The sequence below is a fragment of the Blautia sp. DFI.1.216 genome (assembly GCF_020594215.1).
Taxonomy (GTDB): domain Bacteria; phylum Bacillota; class Clostridia; order Lachnospirales; family Lachnospiraceae; genus Blautia_A; species Blautia_A wexlerae.
Map to the genome: position 1 here is coordinate 25979 of NZ_JAJDML010000013.1, position 14375 is coordinate 40353.

The 14375-nt window shown below is 42.5% G+C and carries 11 protein-coding genes and 1 pseudogene; 10 read left to right on the forward strand and 2 right to left on the reverse strand.

The genetic code is table 11. The features are described 5' to 3' along the window. Positions 1 to 153: 153 nt before the first annotated feature. Together LJE11_RS07000 and LJE11_RS07005 are read left to right on the forward strand one after the other, a co-directional pair. Entirely contained in the window at positions 154 to 1641 is a 1488-nt protein-coding gene (locus tag LJE11_RS07000; RefSeq protein ID WP_119252755.1) for a sulfatase-like hydrolase/transferase, read from the forward strand. Positions 1642 to 1661: 20 nt separating this feature from the next. Beyond that, on the forward strand, positions 1662 to 3032 hold the full coding sequence (locus LJE11_RS07005; protein ID WP_227295747.1) for an MFS transporter: 1371 nt from the start codon (positions 1662 to 1664) through the stop codon (positions 3030 to 3032). 603 nt (positions 3033 to 3635) lie between these two features. On the opposite strand, the gene LJE11_RS07010 is transcribed toward LJE11_RS07005, so the two are convergent. Further along, positions 3636 to 4013 (reverse strand): DUF1292 domain-containing protein, encoded by a 378-nt coding sequence (locus LJE11_RS07010; protein WP_026649275.1) that lies wholly within the window; start codon positions 4011 to 4013, stop codon positions 3636 to 3638. A gap of 218 nt (positions 4014 to 4231) precedes the next feature. Between LJE11_RS07010 and LJE11_RS07015 the strand changes: the two genes are divergently transcribed. From LJE11_RS07015 to LJE11_RS07025, 3 genes are all read left to right on the forward strand, one after another. Then, positions 4232 to 4987, forward strand: coding sequence for an exodeoxyribonuclease III (locus tag LJE11_RS07015; protein WP_055053692.1), 756 nt, complete (start codon positions 4232 to 4234; stop codon positions 4985 to 4987). A gap of 63 nt (positions 4988 to 5050) precedes the next feature. Next, the gene (locus tag LJE11_RS07020; protein WP_227295749.1) at positions 5051 to 6946 is read left to right on the forward strand and encodes a Type II secretory pathway, pullulanase PulA and related glycosidase; all 1896 of its coding nucleotides are present in this window, start codon (positions 5051 to 5053) and stop codon (positions 6944 to 6946) included. Continuing rightward, entirely contained in the window at positions 6924 to 7478 is a 555-nt protein-coding gene (locus LJE11_RS07025) for a DUF5662 family protein (protein ID WP_025577200.1), read from the forward strand. The genes LJE11_RS07020 and LJE11_RS07025 overlap by 23 nt, the downstream gene beginning before the upstream one ends. On the opposite strand, the pseudogene LJE11_RS20760 reads toward LJE11_RS07025, so the two are convergent. After that, positions 7442 to 7558, reverse strand: a pseudogene (locus tag LJE11_RS20760) (DUF6783 domain-containing protein); the annotation flags it as partial. The gene LJE11_RS07025 and the pseudogene LJE11_RS20760 overlap by 37 nt on opposite strands. On the opposite strand from LJE11_RS20760, the gene LJE11_RS20765 reads away from it, so the two are divergent. The 5 genes from LJE11_RS20765 to LJE11_RS07045 all read left to right on the forward strand — a co-directional run bounded on the left by LJE11_RS20765 (position 7517) and on the right by LJE11_RS07045 (position 14361). Then, positions 7517 to 7606: a DUF6783 domain-containing protein gene (locus LJE11_RS20765; RefSeq protein WP_329288283.1), complete on the forward strand. Its 90-nt coding sequence runs from the start codon at positions 7517 to 7519 to the stop codon at positions 7604 to 7606. The pseudogene LJE11_RS20760 and the gene LJE11_RS20765 sit on opposite strands and share 42 nt — an antisense overlap. Positions 7607 to 7993: 387 nt before the next feature. Beyond that, on the forward strand, positions 7994 to 9529 hold the full coding sequence (gene putP / locus LJE11_RS07030) for a sodium/proline symporter PutP (RefSeq protein WP_173679332.1): 1536 nt from the start codon (positions 7994 to 7996) through the stop codon (positions 9527 to 9529). A 103-nt stretch (positions 9530 to 9632) separates the two neighbouring features. Further along, entirely contained in the window at positions 9633 to 10748 is a 1116-nt protein-coding gene (gene glf / locus LJE11_RS07035) for a UDP-galactopyranose mutase (RefSeq protein WP_025577203.1), read from the forward strand. 71 nt (positions 10749 to 10819) lie between these two features. Next, positions 10820 to 11404 (forward strand): DUF6553 family protein, encoded by a 585-nt coding sequence (locus LJE11_RS07040; protein ID WP_227295751.1) that lies wholly within the window; start codon positions 10820 to 10822, stop codon positions 11402 to 11404. A 32-nt stretch (positions 11405 to 11436) separates the two neighbouring features. Further along, the gene (locus tag LJE11_RS07045) at positions 11437 to 14361 is read left to right on the forward strand and encodes an insulinase family protein (protein WP_227295752.1); all 2925 of its coding nucleotides are present in this window, start codon (positions 11437 to 11439) and stop codon (positions 14359 to 14361) included. Positions 14362 to 14375 lie beyond the last annotated feature (14 nt).

Below are 14375 nucleotides of genomic sequence, written 5' to 3' on the forward strand. Positions count from 1 at the left end.
CTTTCTCTTTTTAATGTGAATATAACACGAAAAAGCAGAACTGTCCATACAAAACACATAAAAAGGTATGGAATAAAGATTTAAAACCACTATACTAAAATGAAGAAATGAGCAGAATAAACCATAGTGCATAAGATTGAAGGAGGATGTAACATGAGAAAACAATTGATATTTCTGATGACAGATACGACCAGAAAAGACATGGTCGGATGCTACGGCAATCCAAAGATGAAAACCCCGAATCTGGACCGTCTGGCTGAAGAAGGAATCCGTTATGAGAATGCGTATACCTGCCAGCCGGTCTGTGGACCAGCAAGAAGTGCAATCTTCACTGGTACATTTCCGCACACGAATGGCATGGTAACAAACAGCATTGCAATGGGGGACAACGTAAAGACGGTAGGACAAAGACTGAGTGATAACGGCATTGCATGCGGTTATATAGGAAAATGGCATCTGGATGGCTCAGATTACTTTGGAAACGGACGTTGCCCGGATGGATGGGATTCAGATTACTGGTATGATATGAAAACTTACCTGAATGAACTAAGCGATGAAGATAAGGTGAAATCCAGAGATCCAAAGGAGGCTTACAAAGAAGGTTTTTCGGAAGAATTTACCTATGCACACCGCTGCTCGGATCGTGCAATTAAATATCTGGAAGAACATAAGGATGAAGATTTCTTCTTAAGTGTATCTTATGATGAACCTCACGGTCCGTCTCTTTGTCCGGCACCATTTAATCATATGTATGATGGGTTCAGGTTCGACAGTTGTCCGAATTTTCAGGATGACCTTTCTAAGAAACCATTCATGCAGAGACTGTGGTCCGGAAAGAACTTACATGCAGCGGAGGACGAAATCAATAAGCCATCCGATGGATTATCCTTATTCCTTGGATGTAATTCCTTTGCAGATTATGAAATCGGAAGAGTATTGGATAAAATCAAAGAAGTCGCACCGGATGCGATGGTTATCTTCACATCTGACCATGGAGATATGCTCGGAGCGCACAGATTATTTTCCAAAAATGCAGCCGCGTACAGGGAAGTGGCAAATATCCCTCTGATTATCAAAGGCGGCGCAAAGGGCTGCGTGGAAGATGCGATGGCATCCCACATTGATATTGCACCGACAATCATGGATTACTTTGGACTTCCGATTCCGAAATTACTGGAAGGAAAGAGTATGCTGCCGCAGATCTATGAGCCATCAAAGGAAATCAACGATGTGGTATACACAGAATTTACCAGATATGAGCTTGACCACGATGGATTCGGCGGTCTGCAGATTATGAGGGCAGTCATGTCCAAACGGTATAAACTGGTTATTCATCTGTTAGACAGTGATGAATTCTATGATTTGGAAAAAGACCCGTATGAGATGAACAACCTGATTGATGATGAAACTTATACAGAAATCAGAAATGAAATGCATGACAGGCTGATTGAACATATGAATAGTACCAGAGATTTGTACAGAGGTTATCAGTGGCGCATGCGTCCATGGAGAAAAGATTTCATACCAAACTGGGAAAACGAAGGCTATACAAGACAGAGAGAAAATGAAGAGTATGAACCAAGACAGTTAGATTATGATACGGGACTTCCAATGGAATCATCCGTCAGGAAAAAATGTTAGAGGGATAAGGAGAGAATACGATGGAAGAAAAGAAATATTTAAAATGGTATAATAAAGTAGGCTATGGCTCTGGAGATATTGCCGGTAATGTGGTATTCGCATTCCTGTCATCATTCATTATGATTTATCTGACCAATACGGTAGGGCTGAATGCAGGTGTCATCGGCTCACTGATTGCTGTATCAAAAGTATTGGATGGTATTTCAGATGTTATCTTTGGTTCAATGATTGATAAGACACATACTAAAATGGGTAAGGCAAGACCCTGGATGCTCGGTGCATATTTTGGATGTGCGATCACACTGATTGCGGCATTTTCTGTACCGACAACCATTGGAAGAACATCCCAGTATATTTGGTTCTTTATCACATATTTACTGTTAAATGCAGGGTTTTATACAGCAAACAATATTGCTTACTCTACACTGACCGCTCTAATCACAAAGAATGGAAAAGAACGTGTACAGATGGGATCTATCCGTTTCATGTTTGCATTTGGAACAAGCTTTATCATTCAGACAATTACAGTAGATCTTGTTCAAAAACTGGGGGGCGGAGCTGCCGGATGGAGAACCATCGCAATCATTTACGCTATAATCGGACTGATTTCCAATACGATTACAGTATTTTCTGTAAAGGAACTTCCGGAGGAAGAACTCAGAGATGGAAACACAGAAAAAGCTGAAGAAAAATACAGCTTAATCGGATCTATTAAAATGCTGATTCATAATAAATATTATCTGGTAATCCTTGTAGTAGATATCCTTCGCCAGACTTATTCTGCAATCATTAACATGGGAATTTTTTATATGACTTATGTACTTGGAAAAGCAGAACTTTTGGGAACCTTCTCAGGTGCAATCAACCTGGCACTGATTGTAGGACTTGCATTCCTTCCGGCTTTGGTTGCGAAATTCAAAGGGTATTATAAACTGAACTTCTCAGGATATTTAGTAGCTGCTGCAGGACGCGGAATCGTCATTGTTGCAGGTTATATGGGCAATGTACCGTTGATGTTAGTTGGTACTGCAATCGGTGCAATTGGTATGGCCCCATGGCAGGGCAACTTAAATGCGTTAGTTGCAGAATGTTCTGAGCATACATTCCTTCAGTATGGAAAGCGAATCGACGGAACTATGTTCTCATGTACATCCATGGGACTGAAAATCGGCAGCGGACTTGGAACAGCAATTGTAGGCTGGCTGCTTGACTTCGGTGGATTCAACGGAAAACTGGCAGTTCAGTCACAGTCTTGCATCAATATGCTTCACTTTATGTACCTGTGGCTCCCAATGCTGATTAATATTCTCGTCGTTCTTCTTTTGACACAACTGAATGTAGAGAAGGCAAATGAAAAATTAAGGGCACAGAAAGCAATTGAAACAAAATAAATCGAGTAGGAGGCAACCATTAGTTGATTAGTCGACCTCTCGTCGAGTAAGTAAGAGGACTCTCACCTCAAACTTCTCACGGAACCGTACGTGAAAGTCTCCTTTCATACGGCTCTTATCATTCAACAATACGAATACAGATCACTCCAATGAGTAAACAGTTTTGGCTCTCGCTGTCTTACAGTGCTGAGACCTATCCGTTTCTTTCCGAAGCTGACAAGGGGCGTTTCAAAGAGGCAAAGGAAAATATCACCAGGCATGAGACATTCCCCCTAAGCATTGGAGTGTAGTTCTGATTAAGTCTGGATTGGTGTTATTAAAGAATCGAATGGTAGAATTACCCATCACGATTTCCATAGCAACACCAGTGTGCCAACAAGTTGATTTCTCAAACAATCTTGCGTCTGAATTTCTTATTTCCGCGTTGTCGTCGGTCGCCGTAGCACCGGCACGGCAAAGATATCTGACGCAGAACTTCACACTATGATGGACTGGATTGTTTGCAGTAATTTATGGAATTGCTATAGGACTGCTATAAGATAAAAAATAAGAACCATCACACATTTCATAAAATGGTGATGGTTCTTATTTTTCAGACACGCTCTAGTCAATCTTCTCCATAGAATCTTTTGCATTCTGGAGAACTGTGTCAAAAGCAACTGCAGCTTTTGCATATTCTTCATCGCTTTCGATGTTGGAAAGCATCGGATCACCGCTCTCAGTACGGGCAAATGTGTAGAGGTAAACCTCGCCACTTTCATTCTGACCGTTCTCATCAAGTGGGAGAAGTGCGATATATTCCTTCGCATCTACCGGGAAAACGGTGAGGATCGCACATTCTACCTCTGTATCGTCTTCCATGGTAAGGGTGATTGTCTTGTGGTTTTCAACAGGATCGCATCCGCCGGCTGAACTGCATCCACCACCGCAGGAAGCGCAGTCACTCGGGTTACATCCGCCAGCTGTAAATTCGTCACTCATTTTATATTCCTCATTCTTTCTTATTTATCAGGGACTATGTTTATCTGATGTCAGTTCATTGTAGCAGAAACCGGAAAAAAATGCAATGAGCAGAAACCGGAGAAAAAGAGGTTTTTTACAGTCATGAAACGTGCTATAATAGACCAGAAGCGTTCAGGGGAGAATCGTTAGCAAATGCTGAACAGGGCTAATAAGAAAACAAAGGGGATCAGTTGATTATGAAATTAATCTCATGGAATGTAAATGGTATACGTGCATGCATTGGCAAAGGGTTTGAAGAGAGTTTTGCAGCACTTGATGCGGATATTTTCTGCCTGCAGGAAACGAAATGCCAGCAAGGGCAGGTGAAGCTGGAACTTCCGGGATATTATCAGTACTGGAATTATGCCAACAGACGGGGATATTCCGGAACTGCTGTTTTTACAAAGAAAGAGCCACTGTCTGTGGCGTATGGAATTGGAATTGAGGAACATGACAAAGAAGGGCGTGTGATCACCCTGGAATATGAAAAATTTTATCTGGTGACTGTATATACACCAAATTCCCAGAGTGAACTGCGCAGACTGGAATACCGTATGCACTGGGAAGAGGATTTTCTGGCATACTTGTTGAAATTGCAGGAAAGTAAGCCTGTGATCTGCTGCGGGGATTTCAATGTGGCACATCAGGAGATCGACCTGAAGAATCCTAAGACCAACCGGAAAAATGCCGGATTTACAGATGAAGAGAGAGCATGCTTTGGTAAGGTGCTGGAGAGTGGATTTATCGATACATTCCGTTATTTTTATCCGGATGTAGAGGGCAGATATTCCTGGTGGTCTTACAGATTTAAAGCAAGAGAGAAGAATGCAGGGTGGAGAATTGACTATTTTATCACGTCTCCACAGTTGAAGGATAAGCTTGAAGGCGCAGAAATCCATTCTGAAATTATGGGTTCCGATCATTGTCCGGTAGAACTTCAGATTACATTATAGCGTTGTATAGTGTTTCTGAAAAGTGTAATGAGCAACAAGAAAAAATATGAAGGAGAGAAAGAGATGGCTGAGAGCAGAAAGATGAAAACAGAAAAGGGGCTGGCTCTTGTGCCTGGTGCAAATCCGTTGGCAGATGGCTGTAATTTTGCAGTTGAGGTACCGGAAGACAGCAGAGCATCTCTGATTCTCTACAAAAAGAGATCAGCAAAACCTTATGTGGAGATTCCTTTTACAGAAGAAAACAGAACCGGAAATGTATATGCAATGTATATTCCGGATTTTGATCTGAAAGAGTACGAGTACAATTTTCTGATAAATGGAAAGGTGTATACTGATCCCTGTGCGTACAAGATTCTGGGACGGGAACGCTTTGGTGCAGAGGTGGGTACGAATCCGCACAAAGTCAGGGGAGGATTTCTTAAAAAAGAAGTTTTTGACTGGGAGAACGACAAAAATCCGGCTATTCCATATCACGAAATGATCCTTTATAAACTGCATGTGCGCGGATATACAAAAGCGAATCGGACGATAACCGGTACAAAGGGAACTTTTCAGGCACTGGAGGAAATGATCCCGTACTGGAAAGAGCTTGGTATCAATACAATTGAACTGATGCCTGCATATGAATTTATGGAAAGCGGTACCTGTAAGAATTCTGAATCTGAGAAAATGGTATCTGAGAAGCATACACAGGGACGTGTTAATTTCTGGGGATATATGTATGGCTATTATTTTGCACCCAAGAGATCTTACTGTGCAACAGATGATCCGGAGAAAGAGTTTAAAACATTCATTAAAAAACTGCATCAGGCCGGAATTGCCTGTATCATGGAAATGTATTTTCCACGAGAATGTAATCCTGTGACAGCACTCAGGGCATTGCAGTTCTGGAAGCTTTACTATCATGTAGACGGATTTCATGTATTGGGTGAGGGAGTTTCTGCCAAATTGCTGATGCATGACGGGGTTTTAAGTGATACCCGGCTGATGTTTCACGATTTTGATGAGAGCCAGATCCGGAAAAAGAAGAAACCGGAAGACAAATGTATTGCACAGTATAATCCGGGATTTTTGCAGGATATGCGCCGTTTTCTGAAAAGTGACGAGGATATGGTTTCAGCGGCTGCTTACCATATCAGAAGGAATCCAAATACCTATGCAGTCATTAATTATATGGCCTGTCAGGATGGCTTTACCATGAATGATATGGTGACCTATAATTACAGACATAATGAAGCAAATCAGGAGAATAATCACGATGGCAGCAGTTATAATTATTCCTGGAACTGTGGCGTGGAAGGGCCAAGCAGAAGGCTGCAGATCAGACAGATGAGAGAACGTCAGATCAGAAATGCTTTTCTTATGGTGCTGCTCAGTCAGGGTGTTCCTATGATCTATGGCGGGGATGAGTTTGGAAATTCACAGAACGGAAATAATAATGCCTATTGTCAGGATAATCAGGTTGGATGGATTGACTGGAAAGCACTGAAGAAAAATGAATCCCTGTTTCAGTTTGTAAAGAATGCCATTGCTTTCCGGAAAGAACATCCGATTCTTCATGTTCCAGGAGAAATGTACGGAGTGGATTATCAGACTAGGGGACTGCCGGATGTTTCCCTTCATGGAGAACGCGCATGGTATATGAATTCTGAGAACACATCCAGACTGCTTGGAATTATGTATTGTGGCGCCTATGCGCACCGGGCAGACGGCAGCGAGGATGCTTCCATATACGTTGCATATAACTTTCACTGGGAAGATTGTATTTTTGCGCTTCCTAATCTGGCAGGATACAGAAAATGGAAGAAAGTGATTGATACCAGTGCTGTGAAAGAGAATGGTTTCCTGGAGCAGGAACAGGAAACTTATAGTAAAAAGCTGAAGGTCACACCGCGTACGATCGTGGTGCTGATGGCTGTAGAGGAGGAGAAGAAAGATGCATCCGTGGCTGCACTTTAAAACAATAACCAGACATAAGCTGTTGGTTATGCATTACTGTTTCCGGGCTGGTATGTATAAACAGGGACTGCTTCATGACCTGTCCAAATATGCACCTGTGGAATTTCTGGTTGGATGTAAATACTATCAGGGAGACAGAAGTCCCAACAATGCAGAAAGAGAAGATACAGGAATATCAAAATCCTGGCTTCATCATAAAGGGCGCAACAAACATCATTTTGAGTACTGGGTAGATTATGCACCGGGAGATGAGCATATCATCAATGGTGTGCCCATGCCCCGTAAATATATTGCGGAAATGGTGATGGACAGGATCAGTGCTTCCAGAAATTATCTGGGGGATAAGTATGATCAGCATCAGCCGCTGGACTATTATCTGAAAGGTAAGGAAAAGCTGTGGTTTATCCATCCGAAGACAAAGAGAGATCTGGAGGGACTGCTGCGGATACTTAATGATCATGGGGAAGAGGTACTGATTTCCTATATTAAGAATGTTTATCTGAAAAAAGATAAAGCCCTGGAGCGTGTCTGAAAAATCATTCCCGCAATCTGCACGCCCCACTTTGCGGTATATTTTGTCCGAATTCGGTTGTCGTAGCCCACTACGACGCCCTCATCCGAACAAAATCTCCCACAAATTGTGACGCACATCTTGCGTAAAGCATTTTTCAGACACGCTCTGGCAGGCAGAAAACATACAGCAAAAAGAGAATGTAAACAGGCTGGCAGACAGGAACAGATAAATTTCTGATTGACAGAGTACCTGTTTGGGTGTAAAAATATAAAACAGTTACTGTGAAGGTCTTTGCCGGACGGTAACAGTAATAATTCCATAAAATGGCGGAAAAATGTCGAAAAACAAGAAATACACTTGCGTGATGCTAAGGTAATGTGGTAAAGTAGCCGGGTACAGAAGTGGTACCCGGTTACTTTTTGCAGTATATAAAATGACTGTATTCTGTTTTTGGATAAATATGTGAAGGAAACAGAACATACTTTGACAAATCCAGAGTGTATGAAAAAAAGAAGAAAAAAGGAGGAGTAAATTTGAGTGGTACAACAATGGTCATATTGTCCGCATTTGTTGCCTATCTGTTACTTATGATAGTCATTGGTGTGGTTTATATGAAAAAAACAAGCAGCTCGGAAGATTATTTTCTGGGCGGACGTGGACTGAATGCATGGGTAGCTGCTCTTTCAGCACAGGCATCAGATATGAGCGGATGGCTCTTAATGGGACTTCCGGGAGCAATTTATTCACTGGGAACAGGACAGATCTGGATTGCTGTAGGTCTGTTCATCGGAACTGTATTAAACTGGGTGTGTATTTCACACAGACTTCGTAAATATACGATCGCAGCAAACAATTCCCTTACAATCCCGGCATTTTTTGAGAACAGATTTCAGGATAAGAAGAGAATCCTGTTATTGCTTTCATCCATCGTGATCGTAATCTTTTTCCTGGTTTATACAGCTTCTGCACTGGCAGCAGGCGGTAAACTTTTTAACACAGTATTTGGAATTGATTATCATATAGCTCTGGCAATTGGTGCAGCAGTCATCCTCTGTTATACATTTATGGGGGGATTTATGGCTGTATGCGTAACTGACTTTGTACAGGGAACACTGATGCTGATCGGTCTTCTGATCGTTCCGCTGGTTGCATATCTGACACTGAGCGGAAGTCTGAGTGATCTTCTGACACAGAGCGGAGCACCGGGTGGAGCAGCAGCTTTCCTGAATCCTTTTGAGAACGGAGAGCGCCCATATACATTTGTTGAAATCTTTTCCCAGCTTGCATGGGGACTTGGATACTGCGGTATGCCTCATATCCTTACCCGCTTCATGGCTGTAAAGAGTGAGAAAGAATTAAAAAAATCCAGTGCGATCGCAATCGTGTGGGATATCCTTTCTCTGACAGCAGCGTGCTTTATCGGTATTATAGGTCGTGCATATCTGCTTCCGACTGTACTTGGTGAAAATGGTGCATCTTCCTCAGAGAGTGTATTTATCGAGATGATCAATAAACTGTTTTCCAGTCATCTGGGACTTCCGTTTATCGGAGGAATCTTCCTCTGCGGTATTCTTGCGGCAATTATGTCTACAGCTGATTCACAGCTTCTGGTAACAGCGTCCGCAGCATCAGAGGATTTATATCATCAGTTCATTAAGAAGGATGCAGACTCAAAGGAAATCCTTGCAGTTGCAAGACTTACGGTTATCGTGGTGTCTGTTCTGGCATTTGTGATCGCGTGGAATCCGAACAGCAGTATCATGGGACTGGTATCCAATGCATGGGCCGGTCTTGGTGCAGCGTTTGGTCCGACTGTGGTAATGTCACTGTTCTGGAGAAGAACAAACCTTGCAGGTGCAGTTGCAGGTATTGTTTCCGGTGGTCTGACAGTTATCGTCTGGGATTATATACCGTTTGTAGCAGGACAGACTCTTGGTTCTTATACAGGACTTTATTCTCTGGCTGTAGGTTTTGCTGTCAGCCTTGTGATGATCATTATCTTCAGTCTGGCTACAAAAGCACCATCCAAAGAAATCACAGATGTGTTTGATAAAGTGACAGGAAAATAATAGAATAGAAAGACTATCCATTTTCGGATGAATTTGTTATAATGGCAGTAGCGCAAAAAAAGCGTTACTGCTTTTTCAATATTACAAGAAGAAGGTGTCGCACATGAAGAAATATGATTATCTGATAGTAGGAGCCGGCCTTTTTGGTGCAGTATTTGCACATGAGGCCACAAGACGGGGGAAAACATGCCTTGTGATCGATAAGAGAGGTCATATCGGCGGTAATATTTACACAGAAGAAGTAGAGGGGATCCAGGTACACAGATACGGTGCACATATCTTCCATACTTCCAGAAAACAGGTGTGGGATTATATCAATCAGTTTGCAGAATTTAATCATTTTGTGAATTCACCGATTGCAGTCTATAAGGATGAATTATATAATCTGCCGTTTAATATGAATACCTTTCATCAGCTCTGGGGAGTACGTACTCCTGCAGAAGCAAAGGCGAAGATACAGGAACAGATCGCAAGAATGCACATTACCCATCCGAAGAACCTGGAGGAACAGGCGCTTGCACTGGTTGGACAGGACGTATATGAGAAACTGGTAGAGGGATATACAAGGAAGCAGTGGGGCAGGGAGTGTAAAGATCTGCCGGCATTTATCATAAAAAGACTGCCTTTGCGTTATACTTATGATAATAACTATTTCAAAGATCCTTATCAGGGAATCCCCAAAGGTGGATATACACGTATTGTGAAGAAACTTCTGGAGGGTGTACAGGTATGTCTGAATACAGATTTCTTTGCAAACAGAGAAGAACTGACTGCACAGGCAGATAAAGTACTCTTTACAGGTATGATCGATGAATTTTATGACTATTGTTACGGAGAACTGGAATACAGATCACTGAGATTTGAGACAGAAGTGCTGGATATGGGAAATTATCAGGGCAATGCGGTTGTCAATTATACAGATTATGAAGTTCCGTATACAAGGATCATCGAGCATAAACATTTTGAATTTGGTACACAGCCAAAGACTGTGATCACCAGAGAATATCCGGCAGCATGGGAGAAAGGCAAAGAACCGTACTATCCGGTCAATGACCCGAAGAACAGTGAACTGTTTGACAAATATGAACGTCGCGCACTGGAAGAGAAGAATGTGATCTTTGGCGGAAGACTCGGCATGTATCGCTACATGGATATGGATCAGGTTATTGAAGAGGCGCTGTCTCTGGCAGAAACAGAGCTTACCTATGAAGAGCCATGAAAGTAAATTTGGGGATTGTAAGATAAAGGTAGCAAACAGTTACAGATAAAGTAACCGGAAAGGATAAATATATGACAGACACACCAATAATTGCTCTTTATTACAGAGAGCATGATCCGATGAAAAGAAAGATGTTTCTTGACCAGTCTATTGCTGCAGGCGAAGATGAGGAGGCAAATGCTGTCCGTAAGGAACTGTGGGAACTGCGTTACGGAGAACCTTCAGAGGCAGGTTCCGGTACGCGTGCTGATGGGTATCTGGCGCTTTGGATGGCAATGGAATACAGCAAGGATACAGCGGGAAAGCTATTTGGTTTAAGGAGAGCCAGAAAAGAAATCGAGAAAAACCTTGCCAGACTGAAATTCAGGGAAATGCAGGAAAAGAGCGAACTTCACAGGGAACTGCTTTACAGAGAATGCTGCCATATGGTCAAAACCTATATGGAACTCTGCGAGAAGGATAAGGCCTATAACACAATCTTGTGCGGGATTGTCCATATCAGCGAGAAAAGTGCAAAGAGTAAGATTCAGAACGATATTTATACCACTGCCATTGCATTTCCGGAGGAAATCAACATGCAGGAAGAACTGGAAATGATAACAAGGGCAGCAAGAGAAGTTTATGAGGCACATTTCCCGGGAGAAGGCGGATTATAAAGAAAAGCCAAAAAAAATTACTGGAGGCATACATGAACAAAGAAAATTTGACGGCTTATGAAGTTGTGACAGAAGAAAATCTGACAGATATCCATTCTACAGGCTGGCTTCTGCGCCATAAGAAAACAGGTGCAAGAGTTATGCTGATCGAGAATGATGATGAGAATAAAGTATTTAATATCGCATTCCGCACACCGCCTAAGGACAGCACAGGTGTGGCACATATCCTGGAGCACAGTGTACTCTGCGGTTCAAGGGAATTTCCATTAAAGGATCCTTTCGTAGAACTGGTAAAGGGTTCTCTGAATACGTTCCTGAATGCCATGACTTATCCGGATAAAACCTGCTATCCTGTGGCCAGCTGCAATGATAAGGATTTTCAGAATCTGATGCATGTTTATCTGGATGCGGTATTTTATCCGAATATCTATAAAAGAGAAGAGATTTTCCGTCAGGAAGGCTGGAACTATCATCTGGAACAGAAGGAAGGACCGCTGAAATATAACGGTGTTGTATATAATGAAATGAAAGGTGCTTTCTCCTCACCGGATGAAGTTCTGGAACGGGAGATTATGAATCACCTTTTCCCTGATACCACTTATGGATGTGAATCAGGTGGTGATCCGAAAAATATTCCGGATCTTACCTATGAAAATTTCCTGAACTTCCACAGAACCTATTATCATCCTTCCAACAGCTATATTTATCTGTATGGAAATATGGATATGGAAGAGAAACTGGCATTCCTGGATGAGCATTATCTGTCGCATTTTGATTATCTGGATGTGGATTCTGTTATTCAGGAACAGAAAGCATTCGGAGCATGCCAGGATGTGACTCTTGAGTATCCGGTTGCTGAGAATGAGGGAGAAGAGGACAATACCTATCTTTCTTATAACATGGTTGTTGGAAATGCTGCGGACAGTCAGATGGCGATGGCATTTGAGGTATTGGATTACGCACTGTTAAGCGCACCGGGAGCACCGTTAAAGCAGGCACTTCTGGATGTAAAAGCAGGCAAGGATGTCTATGGATCTTATGATGATGGTATTCTCCAGCCATATTTTACAGTAATTGCAAAAGGTTCCAATCCGGACAGAAAAGAAGAATTCGTATCTGTGATCAGACAGGTACTGGGAGATATTGTTAAGAATGGAATTGACAGGAAAGCTGTAGAGGCAGGAATCAATTACTTTGAATTCCGCTATCGTGAAGCTGATTTTTCCTCTTATCCGAAAGGACTGATGTACAGTCTGGATATTCTGGGAGACTGGCTGTATGAAAAAGGAAATCCCTTTGCACAGGTACAGCAGCTTACAGTTTTTGAAAAACTGAAAAAGGCAGTAAACGAAGGATATTTTGAAGAACTGATCCGTAAATATCTTCTTGAGAATCCACATGGATGCATCATGACTCTTGTGCCGAAGAAAGGTCTGGCAGCCCAGCGTGAGAAAGAGCTGGAGGAGAAGCTGGAAGCATACAGAAGCAGTCTTTCTGAAGAACAGCTGGATGCAATGGTTGAGAAGACGAAAGCACTGGAAGCATATCAGGAAGCCGGCGAAGATCCAAAAGCACTGGAGTGCATTCCGATGTTAAAGAGAAGTGATATTAAAAGAGAAGCTGCAAAGATCATAAATGAAGAATTAACGGTAGATGACAGTCTGTTCCTTTACCATGACGTATGCACAAATGGTATCGGTTACGTAGACCTGATGTTTAAGACTGACAGTATTGCGCCTGAGCAGATTCCTTATCTGGGACTTTTGAAATCCGTACTGGGTTATGTGGATACAGAGAATTACACATACGGAGAACTGTTCAATGAAATCAATGCCAATACAGGCGGTATCAACTGTGGGGTAGAGGTTTTTGACAGAGCTGATTCTACAGAAGAGTTTCAGGCTATGTTCTCTGTAAGAGGTAAGGCACTTTATACGAAAATGGATTTCCTTTTCAAAATGATCGGGGAGATCCTGAACAGCTCGAAACTGGAGGATACCAAGCGTCTCTATGAGATTGTTGCATCTGTGAAGTCCAGGGCACAGGTAAACCTGACAGGTGCCGGACATTCCACTGCTGTACTCAGAGCAGCTGCATATTCTTCTCCGATGGCTGCATTTCAGGATGAGATGGCGGGAATCGGATATTATCAGTTTATCGAGAAACTGGAAAAAGATTTTGAACAGCGAAAAGAGGAAACTGTAGAAGAGCTTTGTAAACTGATGAAAGAAATTCTCCGTCCGGAGAACTTTATGATCAGTTATACAGGTGAGAGAGAGTCCCTGGAGACAGTTCAGAAACTGGCGGGAACTGTAAAGGCAGGACTTGGCACAGAGCCGGTGGAGAAATCGGAAGAGAAGCTGACCTGCACAAAGAAGAATGAGGGATTTAAGACTTCCGGACAGGTCCAGTATGTGGCTCAGACCGGTAACTTTAAGAAAAAAGGCCTGGAATATACAGGTGCACTGGAAATTCTGAAGGTTATCTTAAGTTATGATTATCTGTGGATGAATCTGCGCGTAAAGGGCGGTGCATATGGATGTATGAGCGGATTTAAGAGGAATGGTGAGAGCTATCTGGTATCTTATCGCGATCCTCATCTGAAACGTACACTGGATGTATATAAGGGGATTCCGGATTATATCCGCAATTTTCAGGCAGATGAGCGCGAGATGACAAAATATATCATTGGTACCATCAGCGGAAAGGATGTTCCCAGGACACCTCAGATGAAAGGTTCTGTTTCCAAGACAGCATATTTCTGCGGTGTGACAGAGGAGATGCTCCAGAAAGAACGTGATCAGATTCTGAATGCGTCTGCAGAGGATATCCATGCACTGGCCGAGATTATAGAGGCAGTTCTGGCAGCAGATCAGATATGTGTGGTGGGAAGCGAGAGCAAGGTGGCTGAGGCCTCTGATGTACTGATGGAAGTGAAACCACTGATCAATTGTTAAAAAAGGAAAGAACA

Excerpts from the sequence above, each read along its gene's own strand:
- LJE11_RS07000 (WP_119252755.1), top strand. The coding sequence starts at position 154 with ATGAGAAAACAATTGATATTTCTGATGACAGATACGACCAGAAAAGAC.
- LJE11_RS07005 (WP_227295747.1), top strand. The coding sequence starts at position 1,662 with ATGGAAGAAAAGAAATATTTAAAATGGTATAATAAAGTAGGCTATGGC.
- LJE11_RS07010 (WP_026649275.1), bottom strand. The coding sequence starts at position 4,013 with ATGAGTGACGAATTTACAGCTGGCGGATGTAACCCGAGTGACTGCGCT.
- LJE11_RS07015 (WP_055053692.1), top strand. The coding sequence starts at position 4,232 with ATGAAATTAATCTCATGGAATGTAAATGGTATACGTGCATGCATTGGC.
- LJE11_RS07020 (WP_227295749.1), top strand. The coding sequence starts at position 5,051 with ATGGCTGAGAGCAGAAAGATGAAAACAGAAAAGGGGCTGGCTCTTGTG.
- LJE11_RS07025 (WP_025577200.1), top strand. The coding sequence starts at position 6,924 with ATGCATCCGTGGCTGCACTTTAAAACAATAACCAGACATAAGCTGTTG.
- glf (WP_025577203.1), top strand. The coding sequence starts at position 9,633 with ATGAAGAAATATGATTATCTGATAGTAGGAGCCGGCCTTTTTGGTGCA.
- LJE11_RS07040 (WP_227295751.1), top strand. The coding sequence starts at position 10,820 with ATGACAGACACACCAATAATTGCTCTTTATTACAGAGAGCATGATCCG.
- LJE11_RS07045 (WP_227295752.1), top strand. The coding sequence starts at position 11,437 with ATGAACAAAGAAAATTTGACGGCTTATGAAGTTGTGACAGAAGAAAAT.